Origin of the sequence: Ferruginibacter sp., assembly GCF_049840995.1 — a bacterium.
Lineage (GTDB): Bacteria > Bacteroidota > Bacteroidia > Chitinophagales > Chitinophagaceae > Ferruginibacter.
The window spans coordinates 1,335,067-1,358,187 of sequence record NZ_JASGIP010000003.1 but is presented as its reverse complement, the minus strand read 5'-3'; the positions used below and the strand labels follow the sequence as shown (position 1 = coordinate 1,358,187).

Here is a 23,121-nt window from a genome sequence, read left to right as displayed (position 1 = left end):
GCAAAATGAAATCCGTAAACTTCGGTATTGACTTAGGTACCACCAATTCTTTAATAGCCAGGTATGAAAACAGTAAGGTGCATGTCTATAAAAATCCTATCGGGCAAAAAGAAACACTGGCTTCGGTTGTGGCGTATCGCCCCGACAGGATATTAGTGGGCGATAAAGCAAGAGAATATTTGGCTAAAGATGCAGTGAATGTATTCGGCGGTTTTAAACGCAAGATGGGTACCGATGAAAAATATTACGTAGTAAATATTGATGATAATGTAACCCCCGTAGAACTTTCCGCACTGGTATTGAAAGAACTGAAAAAGTTTGTACCTCCTTCCGAACCGGTAGATGCAGCCGTGATCACCATCCCTGCTTCGTTCGACAGTATGCAAAGCAACGCCACCTTAAAAGCCGGACAGGAAGCGGGTTTTAAAGAAGTATTCCTTTTACAGGAACCCATTGCTGCCTGCCTCGCCTTTTTTAACGAGAACACGAAAGAAAAATCGGATGGCCACTGGCTGGTATACGACCTGGGCGGCGGCACTTTTGATGTGGCCTTGATACGCTCCAACCAGGATGAGCTGAAGATAGTGGATCATGAAGGCAATAATTTTTTAGGTGGTCTTGATTTTGATTTTGCCATCATCGATCATATCATCATTCCCGAAATAATCAAACAAACCGGTATTGCAAATTTTGAAGAAGAGTTCCGGGTAAAATATGGTAAATACGAAATGCTGTATTACCAGGTGATGTATTATGCGGAAGAAGCGAAAAAAGAATTATCCTCCGCTCCTTCCACCAGCATTGAATTTTCTGCGGTATTGAATGATAAGCCTTACGATTTTAATATCACCATTACCCGTGAAGCAGTAGACAGGATATTTGCACCGCTGGTAAATGAAACTATTTTATTGCTTAACAAAGTTTTGCAGAACAACCAGCTTGCTGCAAAAGATATCAACGAAATTATTTTAGTAGGCGGCAGTACTTTTTTACCACAGGTAAGGGAGCAGCTGGCAACACAAACCGGCATTACATTAAATTATTCGGTCGATCCCACTACTTCAGTTGCAGTGGGCGCTGCCTATTATGCAGGCAATAAATATTACGAGCCGGCAGTTGCTGCAACTCCGGGAGTGGAAGAAAAAATTGCAGACGATATACTGGCCAGTGTTGATTTCAGCACACCGGTAGATATGCAGATAGACATCAATTACAGCCGTTCTTCCCGCGATAAGGAAGAAGTGCTGCTGATCAGCTGCACCGGCGACCTGGAGAATAAGACCTACCGTGTAACAAGAGCGGATGGTGGATTTGATACAGGCTTTGTAACATTAAAGCCAAAGAAGACAGAATTTCTGCCCTTGATACCCGGCATGAATAATTTATTTACGCTGCAGGTTTACGACAACAATAACAACGAGATAGCCGCTTTAAAACAGGAGATCAGCATTACGCAGGGCATGTATAACATCGACGGACAACCGCTGCCGCATGATATCTGCATTGAAGTGGATGATGTGGAAAATAAGACTACCAAGCTGGAAGCCATCTTTGAACGTAATTCATTGTTGCCGCAAAAAAGAACTTTGTACAGGGAAATATCGAAGACCATCAAAAAGGGCAGCAAGGATTCGATCATCATCAATATACTGGAAGGAGATAAAAACTCCCGTGCTTCCTCCAACCTTACCATTGGCTGCATCGAAATATCGGGTAAGGACCTGCAGTCGGATCTCATCAAAGGTTCTGATATCGAGATACAGATACACCTTACCGATTCAAGGGTATTGAACACCGTTGTTTTCCTGGTGATGACACAACAGGAATTCAAAAATGTTTTTTCTATTTCTGAAAAACAGATCAACATACCTCGCTTAAAGGAACAATATGCACAACTGGAATCGGAACTGGCTGATACGGTAAGAGGATTTCAATACAATTCTGATACAGTGTGGGAGATAAAAGCCACTGCATTGCTGGATGAGTTGCAATCGGTAAAAACAAAGCTGTTCAAATTAAAAGAAAAGGATAAGTCGGATGAGAAATACATTATTGCCGAAAAGATAACCCGTATCTCCAAAGAGTACGATAAGCTGGGTGGTAATGAAAGGATTGCCGGGATGATAGAAGAATATTTCCAGGCAAAAGAAGTAGTGCAGCAGGCCATCAATACAGCCGATTTTGAAAAAGAAGAATTGAAAAAACAGTTCACCAAAATTGAACAGTCAGAGAATTCATTCATCCATTCCAAGAACGTTTCTGTTGTAGAAAATAAGATCCGCCAGCTGAACGATCTGTACCGGCAGGCATTGAGCAACACCACCAGTTTTTTAATTGCACGCTTTATCGAATACAAGGGCTACGAACCGGAAGTGTTCAAAGATTATAACGGCGCCCGTTCCATCATGAAGATGGCCGATGCAGCTTTGGAAAAAGAAAAATATGCAGAGTTCAGGAGACATGTATTCAGCATTTCTGCATTGATAAAAGTAGTACGCACCAACCATCATATTGATTTTAAAGGAACCGGCATTGGCTAGTAAACAGTATATATCACCCATAAGGTTATTTCAACACTGTTCCGTAGAGATCAGCGACGGAGTAATAAATGTATCCAGGATAAAAAAACAACTGGTGGCAGAATTTGATTTTGCCAAAACAGGTTTTATCGAGATCGACGGTTATACCTATAATAAGACCGATGTTTTAGAAGAGATCGAAAGGCCGGATTTCGGGGATCGTTTAAAATACCACCAGCGCATCTGGGAATGCCCCACTATTCTTTCTGTTATTGAAAAAAATACCGGCAATCTCAATTACCTTAAAACAGAATTTGATAAATTCCAGAACGATAAAGCATTCGACGAATTCTTCTCGCCTTATTTTGCAGCACCTTTCAATCACTTGTCAAGAGGCATGCTCAACGAAGGAAAATTATACGAAGCATCCACACTGTTGTTGTTTGAAGATTTTTTACAGCCTATGGAAAGAGAAGAAGGCTTTCGTTCCTTGCGTGTATTCCTGGAAGAAAATGTGCGGCTGTTCCGAAATATCAGCAAAGAAAATTACGGCACTTTCCGTACAAGGGTGCAACCCTGGAGAACTTCTGGCTGGGATGACTTTTTAAACAATCTTCCGGCAGAGCTGGATCATTTCCGTACGGATATTGCGATCGATCTGATTAACCTTACAGTAAAAATCCAAAAAACACATAAGGCCGATTGCTGGACGATCAGCCAGGGACTGGTGCGTTTGCGGGAGTTGCCATCGCACCTGCGGGATACAATTTTGAACAATGATAAAGTATTCAACCCCAAAGTAAGCTCGGGCAGCAATTACGGCTGGATCATTTGGGTGGCCATTATATTGCTAAGAGTTATTGCATCGGGTGGTTGTAATTAGTCCCCTCATTTTTTTTCTTTACAACTTTCTAAAAAATCTTTTATACCCAGCACGATCTTATCGGCTATCTGCTGCTGAAAGCCTTCATCCAGTATCTTCATCTCATCTTCCGGGTTACTGATGAACAATGTTTCCACCAACGCATTGGGGTATTCTATCGGGCTGTTGAGCATAAAATTAAAGCTGCCGGTATTGCCATATTCTTTCAAACCCAGTTCCAGCATGCGTTTATAAATATCCTGGCTCAGGTTGCGGAAGCCAACATAACGGTAATACGTACTCGTACCGCTTATCCTTATCGGGTCGGCAGAAGAATTTAAGTGAATACTGATCAAAAGATCGGGCACGCTGTCACGGTAAAATAAAATGCGTTCTTTATTGTCCACAAATTTTTCGGTGGTCCTGGTCATGATCACTTTTGCACCCAGCTGTTGCAATGTTTTCTGCAGTTTTAAAGATACAGCCAGCGCCAGTGCCTTTTCTGATGAACCGGTGGGCCCGCCTGCACCGGTGTTGCTGCCGCCATGCCCGGCATCCACCGCAATGGTCAAATGATCCAGCGACAGGTTTTGCGGCTGTGGTTTTATTTTTATCACCAGCATATTGCCTTTATAAAAAACCTGGTGGCCCCAGTGCTGCGGGTTCCTTAACTCAACGGTTACACGAAATATTTCATCTTCCACCTGTTCGTAATACACATTTTTAATCTCCCGTACATTTTCCAGTTGGGTTATCCAATTGGTATTATTGGTGGCGCCAAATACATCCACTACTATCTTTGAAGGGTCGATAAGCTGAAAGGATTGATAAGGCAATCTTGCAGTAAGCCCCACAGTTACATAATCACCTGAAGAATCACCATACGCTCTTAAATTTCCGGTAAGTGATTCCGGTGTAAAATTACCTTTGGGTAAAAACTCCACCGCATCATCATCAATAAAAGCAGTGCGGTATTTTGATAACTGCAGTTTGTATTTAGTACCTACTTTTCCAATTACATGCAGCAACACCATCGAATCCAGGTAGCCGATCTTGGCGCCTCCCAGTCGGTCTTCACCCAGGCCAAATAACAAATGCGCCAATCTTCCTTTGGTAACAGCAATGGTAGGATTATAAGGCGAGAACATCGTTACAGTTGCAGCAGTTTCTTTAGTGATACTGTTGCCGCTTTTATCGGTAATGGTGATGGGTAATTTGCTGACTAAAAAACTGTCGGTTTCCTTAACGGTATACTCCCCCTGGTAAATACCCGGCATACCAACCGGCATTTCGAACAGTTGGATCTTTTTTGCTGCGGTTACCGTACAACCTGTTAAAGCTTTTACTTTAAATTTTATTTTATCTCCCGGTTGTACCATCAGGTTACCTTCCGGAAAAGTTTCTATGCTGGCAATGCCGAGCGTTTTAACGGTATCCGGCGGCTCGGGCAGCGCATAATGATAACTGATACTTTTGGAAGTACGGCTGTTTTCGTTAACGCCTGCGGCAAGATTGAAAACAGTATCGCCGGGCACCAAATTAACTTCAATCGCAAAAGCGCCTGTTGGATATACCGTAACAGGTTTACCATTCATTACCAGCGCACAGGTTTTACAGGTACTGCCAATTAAAAAATTACGGGAAGCCCTTACATTGTTCTTTTCCTTTAAAGGCTCTACCAGTTTAATAAAAGGCCTTTCGCCGTTTTGGCCAACTGCTACCATGCCAATAAAAAAACAGGTTATAAAGATGATATATCTCATGTTATTCTTAAATAGCTATAAAATTATCGCATTTATTTCTTTACGAAGGGTTAAAATATATTTTAGATTTTTAACTATTAATACTACCTGCGAAATGGGAAACACATTATATTTGTTTTAACCCAATTTGCACTAATAAACCATGCGCAAACTGCTTTCCACCCTTTGTATCATCTTTAGTACTGTGTCTTTTATTCATGCCCAGCAACCGGCATCTTATACTCCTTTTAAAGACGATTCGCTGCAACTGGATGTAATAAAAAAAGCCATCCGCGATAACTATCTTAAAGACAGTGTTTCTATACAGGGCGAAAATAAAAAATACACCGTGGGCATGTACCGGGAGCGGATTGCTTTCATCAACCAGATGTTTACCGATAAAGAATTCATCTTTACCGAAGAAACCAATAAATACCTTACCTCACTGGTAAACGAAATTTTCAAAGCCAACCCGCAATTAAGAACACTGGGCACACATTTTCTTTTTTCCCGGGCTTACTGGCCCAATGCATTCAGCACCGGCGAAGGCACCATTGTTTTTAATATTGGCCTGTTCATAAAACTGCAGAACGAAAGCCAGGTAGTATTTACTTTATGTCACGAGCTGGCACATCTTTATTTGAATCACAGCAACAAAGCCATCGATCATTATATCAGTACATTATATTCCGAAGAGTTCCAGGCCCGTTTAAAAGAACTGAAAAAGCAACAATACGAAAGAAACAAGGAGCTTGCCAAACTGGAAAAAGGTGTGGTATTTTCGGGGAGAAGACATGGCCGCCAGCATGAATCAGAAGCAGATTCCATGGGGCTGGTGTTTATGAAGAGCACGGGATTTGATGTTACAGAATCGCTGGCTTGCCTGGCCATTTTAGATAATATCGACAAGGATACTTACAATGCAGAAGAAGGCATGCGCACACTTTTTAATTTTCCCGAGTATCCATTTCAAAACAAATGGATAAAAAAAGAAGAAGCGTTTTTTGGTATCTCTGCTGATAATAAGCCGGTGGATAAGGACGAAGATTCATTAAAGACACATCCCGATTGTAAAGTAAGGATTGCAAGGCTGGAGCCATCCGTAAAAATGATCAGCAATGCGGCTGCCAAAAAATTCATGGTGGATGAAGCAGAGTTTAAAAAACTGCAGCGCCTTTTTGCACTGGAAACACTTCCTTATTGCATCAACAGCAAGCGTATAAGCCGATGCCTTTACCTTGCCATGGAATTGTACAAGCAGGATCCTTCCAATGCTTACGTGGTGACCACAATTGGCAAATGCTTCAATCTTTTATACGAACATCAGAAAGATCATACACTGAATAATATTGTAAGCCTTCCATCTCCGATGGGAGAAAAGAATTATAACAGCTTACTGGAATTTATTCAGAAGCTCAACCTGCAGGATATGGCTTCTATAGGCTATTATTTTTTAAAACAGCATGAAGCAACTTTTGCAGCTGATAAGGATTTTGCAGCTGCCTATAATCAAAGTAAAATCAATTTTAAAAACCCATAATTAATCATTTCATTAAAACCACCACCAAAATGAAAAGAGCTATTTTAAAACCCATTTTACTACTGGGGCTTTTGTTTGCAAGCAAAAGCAATTTTGCCCAGGGAAAACTCAGCATTGAAAATGTAAAGCAGATCTATATCCGCAACTCCGGCGAAATCATGGACGGCGAGGAGCTGAAAGGATATTTTACTTTTTACATTTCTGATAAGGTTGATAGAAAAACAAATGAATACACCGTTCAGATACTGGATAATAATCTGAATAAGGTAAAGGATATTGTTTTTGAAGATGATAAGAACGTGGAGATATTGGAGTCGAGCTACAATGGCAATTCCATCATGTTCTTGTTTTTTAATGACAAAGAAAAAACCCTGGAATACAGGGCCTATGGCTTTGACGGCAAAATAAAATCAACTTACACAAAAGAGCTTACCAAGCGCAGCCGTAATTTAATTGAACAAACCTATGGCGAAAAAAGCGAAGAAGGTTCCAATGAAGCATTGTTCAGTGTGGGTGACAAAGGTTTTACCACCGTATTTCCTGTTAAAGAAGGAAAATATTACAGTTACGAAGTGAATTTCTTTTTTACTGATCAAAAAAAGCAATGGTCATACGAAGCTGCGGAAGAACAGGATGACAAATTCTGTAATGCCATTTACCTCGGCGCTAACGAAACTACCATTTTATTTGAAGTGGTAAAACAAAAAAAGCTGCTTTCCAACCAGGCACATTCCTGGTTGTTGGGATTAGATATTGCCACCGGTAAAAAGAAATTTGAAATATCCACCGAAGCAGAGGATTATAAATTTTACCCGATGAATATCTCTACAATCGCCGGCTCATCGGATGTATTGTTACTGGGCACTTATTACGAACCCGATGGAAAAGTAATGAAAGATGCCAGCCTGGGCCTTGCTGCATGGACGATTGATGGCGACGGAAAGATCACCAACAAAAAATACAATTCATGGGAAAATGAAATTGGTAAATATCTTTCTTTAGATAAAAAAGGAAGGGTGGCAGATGTAGGCTATATCTATTTCCACAAAGTATTACAAACCAGCGACGGCAATTTTTTTGCCATTGGTGAAGGTTATAAAAAAGTAGTGAGTGGTTTAGGTATGGCGTCTAATATCTTAAGCGGACTCGGCGGAGGACGATCCAATATAAGTGCTTTTAAAATAAAGATCACGGACCTCATCACCATCCAGTTCAACAACAAATTTGAAGTAAAGGGTGCACAGATATACGACAAGAACAATAACAGTGTTGAATTACCGGGTGGTGCAGGCTATCTTTCACCACATACCATGGCATTAATGATAAAAGCATGGAGAGATTTTGATTATGATTTTACACAAACCAATAAAGAACATTCCCGCTTTTCAGTAGGCTACCACGATTACGAAAAAAGCAAGGACTTTAAAGGGCAAACCTTTAATTCCATTACCTACGATGGCGGCAAAACCACCACCGACCGTATTGAATTAAGTTCCAAAGCAAAATGGTTAAGGGTGTTTCCTGCAAAAACAGGCTCTATCATGATCATGGAGTATTTCAAAAAAGACAAACGTCTTGAGATGAGATTGGAAAAAATGAACTAGGCTATAAAATATTTCACCAATAAAAAAATCTCGCTTAAAGCGAGATTTTTTTATTTTACTCAAACCATTATTACCAAGGGTATTTATTGGCCTCAATCATTTTATCTGCAATTCTTCTGCGGGCATCCTTACTGTTAAAAGGTTCTGCTTTTGTAAAGCGTTTTAAGCCCAGCAGCATCATACGTTGTTCGTCACCGCCGGCAAATGCATTGATAGCTTCTTTACCTGCTTTATTTACTTTATCCACTGCATCATTCAGGTAGCAGCGCATCATATCTATCTGCGTTTGTACGGCAGCTTCGCCTTGTTTATCCACCATTTTCATTACACGCAGCAGTGTGCTTTCTGCTTCAAACGTTTCAATGGCCATATCTGCAATATTCATCAGTATTTCCTGTTCATCACTGATTTTCATCATCAGTTTTTGTACTGCTGCTCCGGCAACCATTAATATTGCCTTCTTCATGTTCACAATGGCCTTGCGTTCTTTTGCAAATGCTGTATCATCGTCATTACCAAATTCAGGAATGCTCATCAGTTCTTTACTAACTGCCATTGCCGGCCCCATCAGGTCTAGTTTACCTTTCATCGCTCTTTTCAATATCATATCCACTGTAAGCAGGCGGTTGATCTCATTGGTGCCTTCATATATGCGGTTAATACGGCTGTCCCTGTAGCCACGGCTGGCAGCATATTCATCACTAAAGCCGTTACCACCGTGTATCTGCACACTTTCGTCCACCACGTAATCCAGCACTTCACTGCCATGCACTTTTAAAATAGCGCATTCCACGGCGTATTCTTCTGCACCACCCAGCAGCGCTTCGTTAAAAGGTTTACCCGCTGCAGCCAGTTCCACTTCTTTGTCATCCACCCATTTGCTGGTGCGGTACAATGCGCTTTCACTTGCAAAAATGCGTATAGCCATTTCCGCTAGTTTGTACTTGATAGCGCCAAAATTTGCGATCGGTGTTTTAAACTGCTCCCGGGTTTTGGCATAATCCACCGCAATACCCGCCGACATTTTGCTGGCGCCTACTGCAGCTGCACATAATTTAAGTCTGCCGATATTTAAAATATTAAATGCGATCACATGGCCCTTACCAATTTCACCTAAAAGATTTTCTGCAGGCACTTTGCAATCCTGGAAATACAATTGTACGGTTGAAGAACCTTTGATACCCATTTTATGTTCCTCTGGTCCCTGTGTAAAACCTTCAAAACCCCTTTCAACAATAAAGGCAGAAAATTTATCACCGTCTATCTTTGCAAAAACTGTGTACACATCTGCAAAACCTCCATTAGTGATCCAGCATTTTTGCCCGTTCAGTATATAATGTTTGCCATCATCGCTCAGTTTTGCGGTGGTCTTTGCACCCAATGCATCACTGCCGCTATTCGGCTCCGTTAGTCCGTAAGCGCCTTTCCATTCGCCGGTGGCTAACTTGGGAATGTATTTTTCTTTTTGTGCCTCAGTACCAAAATATAAAATAGGCAAAGTGCCAATACCCGTATGCGCTGCCACTGCCACGCTAAAAGAATAGCCACCACCCAATCCTTCATTCACCAGGGTGGAAGTAATAAAATCTTTTCCCAAACCACCCAATGCTTCCGGCACCGAAGCGCCCAACAGGCCCTGTTCTCCGGCCTTTACCATTAAAGAAGGCATCAAACCTTCCTCCATCTTATCTAGGCGATCAACTATCGGCAACACTTCCGACCCCAGGAACTGCAGGCACATATCTTTTACCATCAGTTGCTCCTCGTTAAAATCTTCGGGAGTGTAGGTTTCAAAAGCATTGCTTTCCTTAATTAACCATTCACCACCTTTTAGTGATGCTGTGGTTGCTGTTGTTGTATTCATAATAGAAAGTTTTTTCTTTTTAAGAAGTTACGAGTTAAAGGAGTTGCGGGTTGTTGGATCGTTTGCGAATATTTTGAATGTCAATTATCAAACCAACGATCCAATAACCCGCAACCCGTAACTTTTTTAACCCGTAACTATTTTAAATTATCATACACCATCTGCAATACTTCCTTTGCAATTTCTATCTGCCCGTTGGTCACACCTTCCAGCGCTTCATTTAAAGTGGTATTGGCGATCGCCATGCATTTTTCTTCCAGCTCTCTGCCTTCATCCGTCAGCACGATCATGTTTATCCTCCGGTCTTCTTTGGAAGCATTGCGTTTTACCAGCTTTACTTTTTCAAGATTATCCACCAGTCTTGTAATGCTGGGCTTATCCCTGAAGGTAGCATCGCATAATTGCTGCTGGCTTAATCCATCCTCTTTCCACAAATGATATAGTACACTCCATTGTTCGATCGTTATTTCAATATTGGCCTGTTTAAAATTCTTCTGCAATCGTCTGCCTATGGCCGTGCTGGCTTTGCCTGTTATAAAGCTGTAGAGTTCGCCTTTCTTAAATTGGTTGTTGGGCATATAGTTGTTTATGCAACTAAACAAAGATAATAATTCATTTGAGAATTTAAAATTTATTTTTGCGTAAACGTTCAGGGAGTAGGAGACCGGTAAGTTATTAATTTATAGCCTGCTGAATCCCCGTTGATATTTCACGGTATCACTCTGATGCACAGCTAACTATGCACCAGGGGATACTTATTATTCTATTGTTTTTATTATTACTTTACTGCCTGTTCATACTTTTTTACTGGAAAAGCTGGATTGCTATACCTGAATTTAAGGCAGCGTCCATATACAACGAACCTCAACCCTTTATTTCAATTATTATCCCTGCGCGGAATGAAGAAAGAAATATAAAATCTGTACTCAATTCCGTTCTCAACCAATCATATCCTGCAACATTATTTCAAATAATAGTTGTGGACGATCACTCAACTGATAATACTGCTGCCATTGTATCATCCATGAACAATCCTTGTATTCGCCTGCTTTCATTAAAAGATTTTATTACTACAGGTACGATCGCTTATAAAAAAAAGGCCATTGAAGTGGCGGTAAAACAATCTACAGGCGAATTGATCGTAGCTACCGATGCAGATTGCATTGTGCCACCCAACTGGTTGCAAACCATTGCTGCATTTTACAAAAAAACAAACGCAGCATTCATTGTGATGCCTGTTGCGATCAATAACAGCAGCCGTTTTATCGAAGTATTCCAGTCACTCGATTTTATGACGTTACAGGGAATTACAGGTGCTTCGGTGTACAAAAAATTTCACAGCATGTGCAACGGCGCCAACCTGGCTTATACCAAAAAAGCCTTTACAGCAGTAAATGGTTTTGAAGGCATCGATAATATTGCAAGTGGCGACGATATGCTGCTGATGCACAAAATATTTAAAGCATATCCATCGGGTGTTTTATTTTTAAGATCTAAAGAAGTAATAGTACAAACAGCACCAGTGCATACTATTAAAGAATTTTTTAACCAGCGTATCCGCTGGGCCAGCAAGGCAGATAAGTATGACGACAAGAGGATCTTTTGGGTATTATTGCTGGTATATCTATTGAATGTTGCTTTATTATTATGGCCTTTTTCTGCTTTGGCTGTCAGTAGTACGTACACATTGGCCGGGTTACAATTTTCCATGATCGAAATATGGTTGTGGATGCTGGCAATAAAAACAATTGCAGAACTTTTATTTTTGTGGCCCGTGGCAAGGTTTTTCAACAAAGCAAAATTGTTGCTGTGGTTTCCGTTGATGCAGCCTTTTCATATTGTATACACGGTTATTGCAGGATGGCTCGGTAAATTTGGATCGTATAACTGGAAGAACAGGAACGTTAAATAACAAACATGACGATAAATAAAAACACCAATATCGTTTTGATCGGCGCCGGTATCATGAGCGCCACGCTGGCCGTGCTGCTGAAAGAACTGATGCCGGATGTTGCCATTACCATTTTTGAAAGGCTGGATAAAACTGCCGGCGAAAGTTCCGATGCATGGAACAATGCAGGTACAGGCCATTCCGCATTCTGCGAATTGAATTACAGTCCTGAAAAAGAAGATGGTAATGTCGATATTTCCAAAGCCATTAAAATTGCAGCGCAATTCGAGATATCCAAGCAATTCTGGGCTTACCTGGTGCAGCAAAAATATATTGCATCACCCAAAAGTTTTATCAATCATGTGCCCCATTTAAGTTTTGTGTGGGGAGCAGAAAATGTGGCGTATTTAAAAAAACGTTTTGACGCCATGAGCGCCAATAAATTATTCAGTGGTATGCAATTCTCTGATAAACCGGAAGAATTAAAAAAATGGATGCCGTTGGTAATGGAAGGAAGAGATCCCGGCGAAAAATGTGCGGCTACAAAAATGGATATCGGCACCGATGTAAATTTTGGTGCACTCACTCATGTAATGTTTGAGCATGTACAAAATTTACCGGACGTAACATTGTACCTGCATCACGAAGTGAGAGACCTGGAAAAGGATGACAATGGCAAATGGCAGCTTACTATTGAAAATTTAAAAGAAGATGATACCATTGAAACAACCGCTGATTTTGTTTTTATAGGAGCCGGTGGTGGAGCATTAGCGCTTTTAGAGAAATCGGATATTGAAGAAGCAAAAGGTTATGGTGGTTTCCCGGTGAGCGGTCAATGGCTAAAATGTATCAACCCTTATATCATTCAGCAGCATGCTGTAAAAGTATATGGTAAGGCAAGCGTTGGTTCGCCACCCATGAGCGTGCCACACCTGGATACAAGGATCATTGATGGTAAAAAAGAATTACTGTTTGGGCCCTTTGCAGGTTTCAGCACTAAATTTTTAAAGAACGGTTCTTATTTCGATCTGCCCAAAAGTATTGAATGGCACAATATGGTGCCCATGCTGGCAGCAGGCTGGCACAATCTGCCGCTTACAAAATATTTGATACAGCAGGTAACGCAATCGGATGATGACAGGATCGATGCACTGAAAGAATATTACCCCAATGCTAAAAAAGGAGATTGGGAACTGGAGATAGCAGGTCAGCGGGTGCAGGTAATTAAAAAAGATGAAAAAGAAGGTGGTGTGCTGGAATTTGGTACCGAGTTGGTTTGTGCTGCGGATGGTTCTGTGGCTGCTTTGCTGGGCGCTTCCCCGGGAGCTTCAACCGCAGTACCCATTATGATGAATATTCTAAAAACCTGTTTCAAAGAAAATTACGAATCAGCCGAATGGCAATCGAAATTAAAAACCATGATCCCCACCTTTGGAAAAAAATGGGAGGAGTATGAATTACTTTGCCAGGAAATAAGGGAATGGACGGGAGATGTTTTGCAGCTGAATTCGTGAATAATGAGTGTTGGTAATCATTTATGCTTTTTTTCCCTTGCAGCTTGTTACTTGTAGCTTATTTTTAAACATGCAGCCATCTTTTTCATTTAAACAACAAACCTGGAAGCGCCTTAAAAAAAATAAAGGCGCTCTTATCGGCTTGTTCATCATCTGCATAGCTTTCCTGCTCGCAATATTTGGTTATTTAATAGCGCCGGACAATTCTTCCAATGCCGACCTGCAAACAGTAGAGATACAGGCCAAAAAACCGGGCTATACCCAAAAGTTCCTGAAGCTGTATGATGGTGAAAAGGAGGAAGGCAACTGGTTTACTGTATTATTGAATGGAAAAAAACTGAATTACCGTCTTATCCCCGTTTCCGGCAACCCTAAGGATAATGCTTCCACCGATTCGATAGTGATCAATAAATACATCGATGAAGATACTTCGGTAAGAATGGCCTATGCAGTAAAGTCATTAATGCAGAATCACGCTGCTGAAGCATTACCTGAATTATTCGTAACAAAAAAATACTGGCTGGGCACCGATAAATTCGGAAGGGATATTTTAAGCCGCTTAATAATTGGTACTCGTGTAAGCCTTGCCGTTGGGTTGATCGCGGTGCTTATTTCTTTAACGCTGGGTATTATACTCGGTGCATTGGCAGGTTATTTTAAAGGCTGGGTGGATGAAGTGGTGATGTGGCTGGTAAATGTTACCTGGAGCATACCTACCCTACTGTTGGTATTTGCCATTACACTGGCCATGGGCAAAGGTTTCTGGCAGATATTTATTGCGGTAGGGTTGACCATGTGGGTGAGCGTAGCCCGCCTGGTGCGTGGACAGGTAATGGCTGTAAAAGAACTGGAGTTTGTACAGGCTGCCAAAGCATTGGGCTTTACCAATACCAGGATCATTGCCAAGCATATTTTACCCAATATACTTGGGCCGATACTGGTGATTGCTGCCAGCAATTTTGCAACAGCCATCATTGTGGAAGCCGGGCTTAGTTTTTTGGGCATCGGTGTACAGCCACCACAACCCAGCTGGGGGTTAATGATAAAAGAGAATTACAATTTTATTATTACACACAATCCTATGCTGGCGCTGGTGCCGGGTTTTGCCATTATGCTGCTGGTATTGGCCTTTAATTTACTGGGCAATGGTTTAAGAGATGCAGTGGATGTAAAAACAACTTCAATTTAACCGAACAATATTCTTTCAGTGATGTTTATGTTTTAAAACTAAATAAAATGAACGATCAGCAGGCCTTAATAGTAAAAATGATCCTCGATTCCTGGAATGCCCATATCGGCAGAACCCATAAATTATTTGAAGCGCTTTCGGATGAGCAGTTGCAGAAAGAAGTTTCGCCGGGAAGGAACACGGGTGTTTATCTTTTGGGGCATCTTGCTGCAGTACATGATGCTATGTTGCCGTTACTAGGTTTAGGTGAGAGATTATATCCGCAACTGGAAGAAGTTTTTATAAAGAACCCCGACAAATCGGGCCTGCAAAAACCAACTGTAAAAGAATTAAGGAGCTATTGGTCAACAGTAAATGAAGCATTGGCCAAACAATTTGCCCAACTTGCACCGGCCGAATGGCTACAAAAACATACTGCAGTAAGCGAAGAGGCTTTTAAGAACGAGCCACACCGCAACCGCTTAAATGTGATGCTCAGCCGCACCAGTCATTTGGCAGGCCATCACAATCAACTTATTTTTCTGCAATAAAATTTGTTATTCCCCGGGTGCTACCTGCACGTTGCGGTTAAAACCTTCTTCCAGCGAAATAAAGGTTTCGGTACGTTCAATACCTTTTATCTTTTGCAGCTCGTCGTGCAGTACAAAACGAAGCTGGTTGATATCCTTGGTAACAATCTCGATGAACATGCTGTAATTACCGGTAATATAATTCAGGCGTACGATCTCGGGTATCTTCATCAGGTCCTTTGCAACACTATCGTACAAGGAGCTTTTTTCCAGGTAAATGCCCACAAAAGCAGTAATATCATAGCCCAATTGTTTTAAATCAACGTTTAACCTTGTACCTTTGACGATACCGAATTCCTGTAGTTTTTTGATACGCACATGTATGGTACCGCCGCTCACAAACAGTTTTTTTCCCAGGTCGGCGTAAGAGATTTCAGCGGTCTCCATCATCTCGTGAATGATCTGCAGATCCAGCTTGTCAAGATTTAATTTTGTTGCCATTTTAGATATTTTATTAGCATTATTGCAATCGATACTGCAAATATTTGAACAATTTCTATATTTTCAAAATTTTTATTGAATTATTTTTAAATTAGATTTTCCTGCTCTATTTTTGTGTTCTATTAGTTCTTAATTACACTGTGGGGTGATGAAATTTTTGGCAGACATGCCCTCTTGTCTCGAGGGTGGGGATAACAGGATAAACGAAGCATAGAGCCGTTTTTGCAGCAATGTAAGAGCGACCGGGGTCGACCACCGAACTTTGTGCTTTAGCTAACTGCCTCGTGGAGGTTCGATCCCTCCCCCTACAGCATCAAAAGCCTTCGTTTAACGACGAAGGCTTTTTTATTTTGGTGATGAAATTTTTGGCAGCGGCCCTCTTGTCTCGAGGGTGGGGATAACAGGATAAACGAAGCATAGAGCCGTTTTTACAGTCTCGCCTTAGGCGAGACGACCGGGGCCGACCAACGAACTTTATGTCCCGATGCATCGGGACTAACTGTCCGCCGCGGCGGATCCGATTCCTCCCCCTACAACTTTTAAAAGCCGCCTTTTTTAACCAAGGCTTTTTATTTCTTAAACCCGATCCTTTCTCTTGTTTTCCAGTTTTCCTTTGCTTCATTTTCTTCCTGCTTTTTATCCAATAGGCTTTCAAGTGCATCATAAATTGCTGCCAGTTGCGTATCATGTTCCCCTAAACGCACCTGCATTTCTTTTCGCAGATCATTGATCTGTTCAAACAGGTCTTTGTGGTTATTGGCAAAATGCCGCATGGCAATAAATGCACGGACAATTGCGATGTTCATGTCAATTGCTTTTTTGCTTTTTAATACACTTGCCAGCATGGTTACCCCATGTTCTGTAAAGACGTAAGGAAGGTATTTTCCTGTACGGTTTTTAGGAAATTCCATCATCACAATTTGTGATGATGGAATTTTATGCTTTACTAAAGAATCAATCTGCTCCCGGATAGCCTCCCATTCACCTGTCGTTAGCCTAAACATAAAATCCTCTGGGAACTTACCTGCATTACGTTTAATAGATTGGTTAAGGGCTCTTGTTTCTACTTCGTATAGTTCGGCTAGGTCAAAATCCAGCATCACCTTTTGCCCTCTTATTTCAAATATTTTGGGATGTATTATCTCCAGGTTCATTTTTATCATTTATTAGTTTTAAGTTGAAAATCCTGTGACAAAAGGTTGCATGTACCATACGAATTGATTCGTTTAACATTCCTCTACCATTTATCCATTTTATCAACGGGCTGTGCTGATTTTTTGCATAATGTTTACATTTTCCTTAGTTTCTTTGCATCTCTGTTAAACCCTGTTCAATACATGAGATTAGCAATCGTTGGTTTCCTTTTTCTTTTGCCATGTTTTATTGCCGCACAGGATAAGGCCATTCAAACCATGCAGTTTGAATCAGGTACCATTGTTCCAAAGGTGCCGGCGCCGGATACTTCGCATAAAGCATGGAAAAGGGGCGGCATGTACCGCTTCAATCTCGGCCAGGGTACTTTAAGCAACTGGGCAGCTGGTGGTGATGATTTTTCGATCAATATTAATACCACCTTAAATCTTTATGCCAGTCATAAAAAAAATAAGTTCAACTGGGATAATTCACTCGATCTTGCATTGGGTTTTTTAAAGACCACTACGCTGGGTACACGAAAAAATGACGATCGTATTGACCTGGTTTCAAAATATACTTATTCTATCAATAAAAAAACCACGGTTGGTGTACTGGGTAATGTCCGCACTCAATTTTTCAACGGTTACTCCTATTCCACTACTGCTCCAAAGGTTTTTTCTTCGGGTTTTATGTCTCCGGGTTATGTACTCACCAGCTTAGGTATGGATTATAAACCCAAAAAAGAAATATCCATGTTCGTTTCACCGCTTACTTCCCGCTGGATCATTGTAAAGAACGATAGCCTTGCGGGTAAAGCTTCTTATGGTGTGGATACAGGAAAAAACGTGATCAACCAATTAGGTGCTTTTGCAACCGTCAATTATCAAAAAGAACTGGTTAAGAATATTACCTATAAGTCACGCCTGGATATGTTCTCGAATTATAAGCGTAATCCCTGGAATGTGGATGTGTACATGACCAATATATTGGCGGTAAAAATATTCAAGATGCTTTCCTTTAACTGGAGTTTCGATCTTATTTATGATGATGATACCAGGATATTCGGGCCGGATAAAGATGCGCCTGCACTGCAGTTAAAGTCGATCATTGGGGCAGGTTTCCAGTTAAGGATATAGGAGCATCTCATTTTACAAAACCAATCCTGTCCCTTTCATCCCATTTTCTCTGTGCGGCTTTTTCGTCCAGTAAATTTTCCATTGCGTCATAGATCTGGTTTAGTTGGGCGTCATGCTCTCCCAGCCTCTCTTTTATTTCCTTCAGTTGCAGTTTCATATCATTTTGTTGTAATAATGCTTTTTTGATCGCAATAAAAGCCCTCATAATGGCAATATTCATTTCAATAGCCCTGTCGGAATTTATGATACCGCTTAGCATGGCAACACCTTGTTCTGTAAATACATATGGGAGATATTTAATATTATAACCTCTCCCGGTGTTCAAGGTCACAATTTGTGACCTTGAACGTTCATTCATTTCAGAGCTTTCAATTTGAAACCTCAAAAGTTCGTATTCCTCCGTTGTCAGTTGGAACATAAAATCGGGTGGAAATCTTTTGATATTCCTTTTTACCGCCTGGTTCAATTGTTTAGTTTCCACATCATAAAGAGCGGCCAGGTCTTTATCCAGCATTACCCTTTCACCTCTTATCTCGTAGATCCTGTTTTGGATATGTGCTATTATCTGCATTAGTTGATGGATTATCTATTGCAGTCTTAAAAACCGTTGAATTGGTTGCGTTATTAATGTAATTAATTTACTGTTTTTACCCGGATTCCTTAATACAGGTTTACCTTTGCGCCAATGGCACAAAAAAAATTACAGCGTTTTGCAGATATAAAAACCTTTGCCAACGTTTTGGAGTATCCCCAGGGCATGCAGGGTAAATGGCACGCCTTTTTTAACAACAATAATCCCTTAATACTGGAACTTGCCTGTGGCAGGGGCGAATACACTGTTGGTCTTTCAAGATTATTTCCGCAGCAGAATTTTATTGGTGTGGATATCAAAGGCAACCGCATGTACATCGGTGCTAAAAGATGCCTGGAAGAAAAACTCAGCAACGCTGCTTTTTTACGTACACAGATAGAAAAACTGACGGATTATTTTGCAGCAGGTGAGGTGGATGAAATATGGATCACATTTCCCGATCCGCAGCTGCGGGTATCTAAAGCAAAAAAAAGATTAACCCATCCCAGGTTTTTAAGGTTGTATAAAAACATATTAAAGTCAGGTGGTGTTATTCATCTTAAAACAGATTCGCCGGATCTATATTTTTTTACAAAAAAAGTAATTGAGTTGTGCGAACTGCAACTGCTGGAAGATTGCGATGATGTATACAAACAGGAAATGGTAAGTGATACTTTACAGATAAAGACCCATTACGAAAGCCTGGATATTGCACAAAGCAAAAAGATACATTACCTGCAGTTCAGCCTGCCTGGCGATATAAAAGATATTGATGAACAATTACAGGAAGCTTTAAGAAATGAACAGGTTGATTGAAGGAGAAGATTTTTATTATAACGAGCAGGGGTTAATGGTGTTAACCGCCAAATACCACCTGCAACGGGGTCATTGCTGTGGTAATGGCTGCAAACACTGTCCTTACGAATACAAAAATGTACCCGAGCCGAAACGCAGCGAATTATTATCTTTAATACAAGATGGCAAAAAAAATAATTAAACCGGTTGCAAAAAAAGCCGCTAAAAAAAAGGCGGAAGAAAAACCCCGCAGTACCATTAAGGAATACAGTTTTTTCCAGGATGTATACGAAGTGGTAAGGCAGATACCTAAGGGCAGGGTTACTTCGTATGGGGCTATTGCTAACTACCTGGGCACAAAACTTTCGGCACGTATGGTGGGTTGGGCTATGAACGCGGCTGGTACTGCAAAACCAAAAGTGCCTGCACAAAGAGTAGTTAACCGCCTGGGCATACTCAGCGGCAAACATCATTTTGGTACACCTACATTAATGGAAGAGCTATTAAAAAAAGATGGAGTGGCGGTAAAAAATGACACTGTGGTGGATTTTAAAAAAATATTCTGGGATCCTTCAACTGAACTGGGATTATGAGCAACACTATTTTACAAGGCACAGTTTCTTTTGTAAATCACGAAAAAAAATACGTGATGATAGAGTATGAGGCTAATGGAAAAAAGAAAAAATATCAATGGTATTGTGGATGATAAAACCCAGGAGGAATTAATTAAAAAAAAGCTGGTTAAAAAGAAGCACAATTTTCATATTGGCGATGTAGTGAATTTTAATGCAGGTTTATCAGGTAAGGGAGATAAAATGGTAGCTACTAACATTCAATATTTATACAACCCCGCATTGGATGTATTGATCAATAAAGCAAAAACAGAAAACAATTTTATTGGTTATTTAAAAATGATCGATGATAATATCTATGTAAAAGAAATAGATAGTTATCTTTTTTTTCCGGTAGCGCCTTCGCCCTGGCAAATGATACCAACCGAGAAAGAACTGAATGAAGCGGTGACTTTTTCGCTGGAAAACACCGGCAATAAAGAAAAGGTAACTGCAAAGCTCTTCAACAATAATTATATCCCCGAGTTTTATACTGCTGTAAAATTATTCAAATCCAAAACACCAGTTGACGCCAAAGTTTATAAAGTTTCGCCGCATGGTATTTACCTGAATATTGTGAGTGATAAAGTGCAGGCAAAAATTCCTGTGACAGATCCCAATGTAAAAATTGGTGATGCAATAAAAGTGCAGATCACTTATTTAAGCCCGGCCAAGATCGTAGTGGAAGCATTATAACTGGTCAATATCTTCTACGGATATCCCCAACTGTAAGGCAGTCTTTAATTTAACAGGTGCCAGCATTGCCAGTGCGATCATCAACATGCCGCCCAATGCAATAAAAGCATAATTACCCGTAAGAAAGAAGCAGATACCACAAAATAAAGCAGGGCCTTCTATCAATGCCCAATGTATAATGCAGGCAATGCGGTATTGCTCAAATTTTTGTTTGGGGTCTGTAGCAGTATCGTCTCTTAGTTGCAGCAGTTTCTTTTTAAATAAATTGGTTCCGGCAAAAAAAGCAGCAGCACCAATAAGTACTGCCACAACCTGCAGCGTTCTGTCAAGTTGCGGTAATGCCGGCGTAATGGATTTGCTGTAAGCAAGAAAAAGCATAACGCTAAAAAACAGCAACAACCCCGCTACCAGGGCACGATGCATTATTTTCAATGCTGCAAAAGCGCCGGAATTTTTCATAAACAGGCTATTTATAATAAGGGCTTATCATGATGTACACAATTACACCGGTAACTGCCACATACAACCATACCGGATAAATGATCCGCACCAGTTTTTTATGCTTTTCATAATCGCCTGTCAACGCACGGTAAGCTGCAAACAATATAAAAGGCAATGCAAGGCCCGCCAATGGAATATGTGTGATCAATATAGCCAGGTAAACCGTACGCATACTGCCTGCTGTTGCTTTTTCTGCATCACTCAATCCTTTTACACCATCGGTATCGCCATAAATAGCTTCGCCGGCAAACAGGTGATGGCAGATATACGAAAGCAGGAATAACACCGACAATGCCATTGCGAATAACATGATGTTCTTATGCAGCAAATAGCTTTTCTTTTTTACTGCCAGCAAGCCTGCTATCAGCAACACCGATACTGCCGAATTAATGAGCGCATTGGTAAATGCAAAAATATGTACGTCAAAAGGCAATGTTGCTTTGCCTGCAAGATTGTACTTGCCGAGTATGGTCACAGCTGCAAATACGATCACTGAAAAGATACCGATCAGCCATTTAGCTTTTTTATCGTTTTGCTGTAAGGATGGTTGTAGCATAGTTATAAGGTCTTATTCTTTTTGCGGCTTAATAAAATTGTAACAATAAATACTACGCCAATTCCAATAAAGATCAATGGCAGTATGGGTATAAAATCTCTCAGTACCGAAGGCGAGGTCTTATCTCTTTCCAGCATCAGCAGGGGAATATCTTCCACCAGTCTTGCCTGTTTAACAGTATCAAACCCATTATAAAATCCTCGCACTATTTTATTACTGTCCAGTAAAAAGAAGTTCTCTGTATGGATAAATGCTGTGTCAACTCCCGGATCGGCAACATTGGCCCTTATTTCATGCAGGGCAAAATCGTAAATATCTTTTTTATCGCCGGTTACCATCCACCAGGTATCATGATTGATATTGTACCTGTCGGCAAATTTACGCAGCTGCGGTACCGAGTCGTGTTCAGGATCGATGCTGATAGATATGAACTGCACAATGCTGTCGTTCTTTACAAATGAATCCTGCAGGCGCTTCATACTACGGGCAAGGCCGGGGCAGATAGATGGGCAGCGGGTGAAAAAAAAGTCGATCACAATTATTTTTCCATGCAGGTCGTACAGGTTTACTTTTTTGCCCAATTGATTGGTAAACTGTATATCCCTTACTTTATGCCAGATAGTGTCATTATAGCTTTTGCCATTCTTTTCTTTCACTACCACCTTCGCATCGATTGGATAATATTTTCCCGGCATGTGCACGGCGTCTTTGCTGTAATACTTCACCAGCAGGTAGCCGGTCAAAGGCAACAGGATGGCCAGCATTAAAGAAAGTACCGATTGCTTTTTCATCAATTATTTATCAGTGTGCAAATTTACGTCAACCAAAAGCAAATTGCGGGTTTTATTGCATTTAGTATAGATAAAATAAAAGCCACCGCAAATGCGATGGCTTATTATCAACTATATTAAAATATTATTAGTCTTTTGCTCCTTTTTCAGGTATGTGTTTTTCATGCTGTTCCACTTTATACTCCCTGCTGCCGGCGTTGGTATTCCTTAAATTCTTCCAGCTGGTACCATCCCATAAAAACGCGATAATGAACCAGATGAACAGGCAAAGCGGCACTACAATGGTCATCATAAAATTCCTGATCTCATCGCCCAGGTGCATGAATATAGAAACGATGTAATATGCCTTGGCAAGGGTTAAGATACAAACCATGCCTTTAAAGAATAATACCAGGGTTGCATTAGGATTAGCGCCTTTATGAATATTATAAATGGCCAAACCGATACCCAGTTCTATAATTGTAATTACAGATAATAACCAGAATGTTTTCCAGATCTTTTTAGTACCCCCGGTATGCTCGGGGTGAAAGGTGATTTCTGATGATGCTGAATGTGCTGACATAATTATTTTTAAAGTTCGTTTATAAAAGTTTAG

The 23,121-nt window shown here is 40.7% G+C and carries 23 protein-coding genes; 13 read left to right on the top strand and 10 right to left on the bottom strand.

Going from position 1 to position 23,121, the window contains the following annotated elements:
- Positions 1-5: 5 nt before the first annotated feature.
- The gene (locus QM738_RS07650) at positions 6-2,540 is read left to right on the top strand and encodes an Hsp70 family protein (protein ID WP_462276094.1); all 2,535 of its coding nucleotides are present in this window, start codon (positions 6-8) and stop codon (positions 2,538-2,540) included.
- The gene (locus QM738_RS07645; RefSeq protein WP_462276093.1) at positions 2,533-3,402 is read left to right on the top strand and encodes a hypothetical protein; all 870 of its coding nucleotides are present in this window, start codon (positions 2,533-2,535) and stop codon (positions 3,400-3,402) included. The genes QM738_RS07650 and QM738_RS07645 overlap by 8 nt, the downstream gene beginning before the upstream one ends.
- A 5-nt stretch (positions 3,403-3,407) precedes the next feature.
- Here QM738_RS07645 and QM738_RS07640 read toward each other — a convergent pair whose 3' ends face one another.
- Entirely contained in the window at positions 3,408-5,105 is a 1,698-nt protein-coding gene (locus QM738_RS07640) for an N-acetylmuramoyl-L-alanine amidase (protein ID WP_462276092.1), read from the bottom strand.
- Between the two features lie 181 nt (positions 5,106-5,286).
- On the opposite strand from QM738_RS07640, the gene QM738_RS07635 reads away from it, so the two are divergent.
- The gene (locus QM738_RS07635) at positions 5,287-6,663 is read left to right on the top strand and encodes a M48 family metalloprotease (protein WP_462276091.1); all 1,377 of its coding nucleotides are present in this window, start codon (positions 5,287-5,289) and stop codon (positions 6,661-6,663) included.
- Between the two features lie 29 nt (positions 6,664-6,692).
- Positions 6,693-8,267 (top strand): DUF6770 family protein, encoded by a 1,575-nt coding sequence (locus QM738_RS07630; protein ID WP_462276090.1) that lies wholly within the window; start codon positions 6,693-6,695, stop codon positions 8,265-8,267.
- A gap of 70 nt (positions 8,268-8,337) precedes the next feature.
- On the opposite strand, the gene QM738_RS07625 is transcribed toward QM738_RS07630, so the two are convergent.
- Positions 8,338-10,131, bottom strand: coding sequence for an acyl-CoA dehydrogenase family protein (locus QM738_RS07625; RefSeq protein WP_462276089.1), 1,794 nt, complete (start codon positions 10,129-10,131; stop codon positions 8,338-8,340).
- Between the two features lie 137 nt (positions 10,132-10,268).
- Positions 10,269-10,709, bottom strand: coding sequence for a MarR family winged helix-turn-helix transcriptional regulator (locus QM738_RS07620; protein WP_462276088.1), 441 nt, complete (start codon positions 10,707-10,709; stop codon positions 10,269-10,271).
- A gap of 161 nt (positions 10,710-10,870) precedes the next feature.
- Between QM738_RS07620 and QM738_RS07615 the strand changes: the two genes are divergently transcribed.
- The 4 genes from QM738_RS07615 (at position 10,871) to QM738_RS07600 (ending at position 15,255) form a co-directional block, all read left to right on the top strand.
- Entirely contained in the window at positions 10,871-12,043 is a 1,173-nt protein-coding gene (locus QM738_RS07615) for a glycosyltransferase (protein WP_462276087.1), read from the top strand.
- Between the two features lie 5 nt (positions 12,044-12,048).
- Positions 12,049-13,536, top strand: a complete 1,488-nt coding sequence (locus QM738_RS07610; RefSeq protein ID WP_462276086.1) for a malate:quinone oxidoreductase — start codon at positions 12,049-12,051, stop codon at positions 13,534-13,536.
- Positions 13,537-13,606: 70 nt separating this feature from the next.
- Positions 13,607-14,725, top strand: a complete 1,119-nt coding sequence (locus QM738_RS07605; RefSeq protein ID WP_462276085.1) for an ABC transporter permease — start codon at positions 13,607-13,609, stop codon at positions 14,723-14,725.
- A 47-nt stretch (positions 14,726-14,772) separates the two neighbouring features.
- Positions 14,773-15,255, top strand: coding sequence for a DinB family protein (locus QM738_RS07600; protein ID WP_462276084.1), 483 nt, complete (start codon positions 14,773-14,775; stop codon positions 15,253-15,255).
- A 6-nt stretch (positions 15,256-15,261) separates the two neighbouring features.
- Here the strand turns inward: QM738_RS07600 and QM738_RS07595 are convergent, their stop codons facing one another.
- Entirely contained in the window at positions 15,262-15,735 is a 474-nt protein-coding gene (locus QM738_RS07595) for an Lrp/AsnC ligand binding domain-containing protein (RefSeq protein WP_462276083.1), read from the bottom strand.
- A gap of 569 nt (positions 15,736-16,304) precedes the next feature.
- Positions 16,305-16,898, bottom strand: coding sequence for an ORF6N domain-containing protein (locus tag QM738_RS07590; RefSeq protein ID WP_462276082.1), 594 nt, complete (start codon positions 16,896-16,898; stop codon positions 16,305-16,307).
- Positions 16,899-17,072: 174 nt separating this feature from the next.
- Between QM738_RS07590 and QM738_RS07585 the strand changes: the two genes are divergently transcribed.
- Positions 17,073-18,005, top strand: coding sequence for a DUF3078 domain-containing protein (locus QM738_RS07585; protein WP_462276081.1), 933 nt, complete (start codon positions 17,073-17,075; stop codon positions 18,003-18,005).
- A gap of 7 nt (positions 18,006-18,012) precedes the next feature.
- Here QM738_RS07585 and QM738_RS07580 read toward each other — a convergent pair whose 3' ends face one another.
- Positions 18,013-18,576: an ORF6N domain-containing protein gene (locus QM738_RS07580; protein ID WP_462276080.1), complete on the bottom strand. Its 564-nt coding sequence runs from the start codon at positions 18,574-18,576 to the stop codon at positions 18,013-18,015.
- A gap of 114 nt (positions 18,577-18,690) precedes the next feature.
- Between QM738_RS07580 and trmB the strand changes: the two genes are divergently transcribed.
- The 4 genes from trmB to QM738_RS07560 all read left to right on the top strand — a co-directional run bounded on the left by trmB (position 18,691) and on the right by QM738_RS07560 (position 20,678).
- Positions 18,691-19,392, top strand: coding sequence for a tRNA (guanosine(46)-N7)-methyltransferase TrmB (trmB, locus tag QM738_RS07575; RefSeq protein WP_462276079.1), 702 nt, complete (start codon positions 18,691-18,693; stop codon positions 19,390-19,392).
- Entirely contained in the window at positions 19,376-19,573 is a 198-nt protein-coding gene (locus tag QM738_RS07570) for a DUF5522 domain-containing protein (RefSeq protein ID WP_462276078.1), read from the top strand. Before trmB ends, QM738_RS07570 begins: the two co-directional genes overlap by 17 nt.
- The gene (locus tag QM738_RS07565; RefSeq protein WP_462276077.1) at positions 19,554-19,964 is read left to right on the top strand and encodes an MGMT family protein; all 411 of its coding nucleotides are present in this window, start codon (positions 19,554-19,556) and stop codon (positions 19,962-19,964) included. The genes QM738_RS07570 and QM738_RS07565 overlap by 20 nt, the downstream gene beginning before the upstream one ends.
- A gap of 66 nt (positions 19,965-20,030) precedes the next feature.
- Positions 20,031-20,678, top strand: a complete 648-nt coding sequence (locus QM738_RS07560; RefSeq protein WP_462276076.1) for a hypothetical protein — start codon at positions 20,031-20,033, stop codon at positions 20,676-20,678.
- Here QM738_RS07560 and QM738_RS07555 read toward each other — a convergent pair.
- From QM738_RS07555 to QM738_RS07540, 4 genes are all read right to left on the bottom strand, one after another.
- On the bottom strand, positions 20,673-21,137 hold the full coding sequence (locus QM738_RS07555) for a hypothetical protein (RefSeq protein ID WP_462276075.1): 465 nt from the start codon (positions 21,135-21,137) through the stop codon (positions 20,673-20,675). The two genes, QM738_RS07560 and QM738_RS07555, sit on opposite strands and share 6 nt — an antisense overlap.
- Before the next feature lie 7 nt (positions 21,138-21,144).
- Positions 21,145-21,735: a DUF420 domain-containing protein gene (locus tag QM738_RS07550; protein ID WP_462276074.1), complete on the bottom strand. Its 591-nt coding sequence runs from the start codon at positions 21,733-21,735 to the stop codon at positions 21,145-21,147.
- A gap of 2 nt (positions 21,736-21,737) precedes the next feature.
- Positions 21,738-22,526 carry an SCO family protein gene (locus QM738_RS07545; RefSeq protein ID WP_462276073.1) on the bottom strand — a complete coding sequence of 263 codons (789 nt, stop codon included), beginning with the start codon at positions 22,524-22,526 and terminating at the stop codon, positions 21,738-21,740.
- A 127-nt stretch (positions 22,527-22,653) separates the two neighbouring features.
- The gene (locus tag QM738_RS07540; protein WP_462276072.1) at positions 22,654-23,088 is read right to left on the bottom strand and encodes a cytochrome C oxidase subunit IV family protein; all 435 of its coding nucleotides are present in this window, start codon (positions 23,086-23,088) and stop codon (positions 22,654-22,656) included.
- Positions 23,089-23,121: the final 33 nt, after the last annotated feature.

What these genes read in the sequence shown, in the direction of transcription:
- QM738_RS07650 (WP_462276094.1), top strand. Translation starts at nt 6, where the DNA reads ATGAAATCCGTAAACTTCGGTATTGACTTAGGTACCACCAATTCTTTA.
- QM738_RS07640 (WP_462276092.1), bottom strand. Translation starts at nt 5,105, where the DNA reads ATGGTAGCAGTTGGCCAAAACGGCGAAAGGCCTTTTATTAAACTGGTA.
- QM738_RS07635 (WP_462276091.1), top strand. Translation starts at nt 5,287, where the DNA reads ATGCGCAAACTGCTTTCCACCCTTTGTATCATCTTTAGTACTGTGTCT.
- QM738_RS07630 (WP_462276090.1), top strand. Translation starts at nt 6,693, where the DNA reads ATGAAAAGAGCTATTTTAAAACCCATTTTACTACTGGGGCTTTTGTTT.
- QM738_RS07625 (WP_462276089.1), bottom strand. Translation starts at nt 10,131, where the DNA reads ATGAATACAACAACAGCAACCACAGCATCACTAAAAGGTGGTGAATGG.
- QM738_RS07620 (WP_462276088.1), bottom strand. Translation starts at nt 10,709, where the DNA reads ATGCCCAACAACCAATTTAAGAAAGGCGAACTCTACAGCTTTATAACA.
- QM738_RS07615 (WP_462276087.1), top strand. Translation starts at nt 10,871, where the DNA reads ATGCACCAGGGGATACTTATTATTCTATTGTTTTTATTATTACTTTAC.
- QM738_RS07610 (WP_462276086.1), top strand. Translation starts at nt 12,049, where the DNA reads ATGACGATAAATAAAAACACCAATATCGTTTTGATCGGCGCCGGTATC.
- QM738_RS07605 (WP_462276085.1), top strand. Translation starts at nt 13,607, where the DNA reads ATGCAGCCATCTTTTTCATTTAAACAACAAACCTGGAAGCGCCTTAAA.
- QM738_RS07600 (WP_462276084.1), top strand. Translation starts at nt 14,773, where the DNA reads ATGAACGATCAGCAGGCCTTAATAGTAAAAATGATCCTCGATTCCTGG.
- QM738_RS07595 (WP_462276083.1), bottom strand. Translation starts at nt 15,735, where the DNA reads ATGGCAACAAAATTAAATCTTGACAAGCTGGATCTGCAGATCATTCAC.
- QM738_RS07590 (WP_462276082.1), bottom strand. Translation starts at nt 16,898, where the DNA reads ATGATAAAAATGAACCTGGAGATAATACATCCCAAAATATTTGAAATA.
- QM738_RS07585 (WP_462276081.1), top strand. Translation starts at nt 17,073, where the DNA reads ATGAGATTAGCAATCGTTGGTTTCCTTTTTCTTTTGCCATGTTTTATT.
- QM738_RS07580 (WP_462276080.1), bottom strand. Translation starts at nt 18,576, where the DNA reads ATGCAGATAATAGCACATATCCAAAACAGGATCTACGAGATAAGAGGT.
- trmB (WP_462276079.1), top strand. Translation starts at nt 18,691, where the DNA reads ATGGCACAAAAAAAATTACAGCGTTTTGCAGATATAAAAACCTTTGCC.
- QM738_RS07570 (WP_462276078.1), top strand. Translation starts at nt 19,376, where the DNA reads ATGAACAGGTTGATTGAAGGAGAAGATTTTTATTATAACGAGCAGGGG.
- QM738_RS07565 (WP_462276077.1), top strand. Translation starts at nt 19,554, where the DNA reads ATGGCAAAAAAAATAATTAAACCGGTTGCAAAAAAAGCCGCTAAAAAA.
- QM738_RS07560 (WP_462276076.1), top strand. Translation starts at nt 20,031, where the DNA reads ATGAGGCTAATGGAAAAAAGAAAAAATATCAATGGTATTGTGGATGAT.
- QM738_RS07555 (WP_462276075.1), bottom strand. Translation starts at nt 21,137, where the DNA reads ATGAAAAATTCCGGCGCTTTTGCAGCATTGAAAATAATGCATCGTGCC.
- QM738_RS07550 (WP_462276074.1), bottom strand. Translation starts at nt 21,735, where the DNA reads ATGCTACAACCATCCTTACAGCAAAACGATAAAAAAGCTAAATGGCTG.
- QM738_RS07545 (WP_462276073.1), bottom strand. Translation starts at nt 22,526, where the DNA reads ATGAAAAAGCAATCGGTACTTTCTTTAATGCTGGCCATCCTGTTGCCT.
- QM738_RS07540 (WP_462276072.1), bottom strand. Translation starts at nt 23,088, where the DNA reads ATGTCAGCACATTCAGCATCATCAGAAATCACCTTTCACCCCGAGCAT.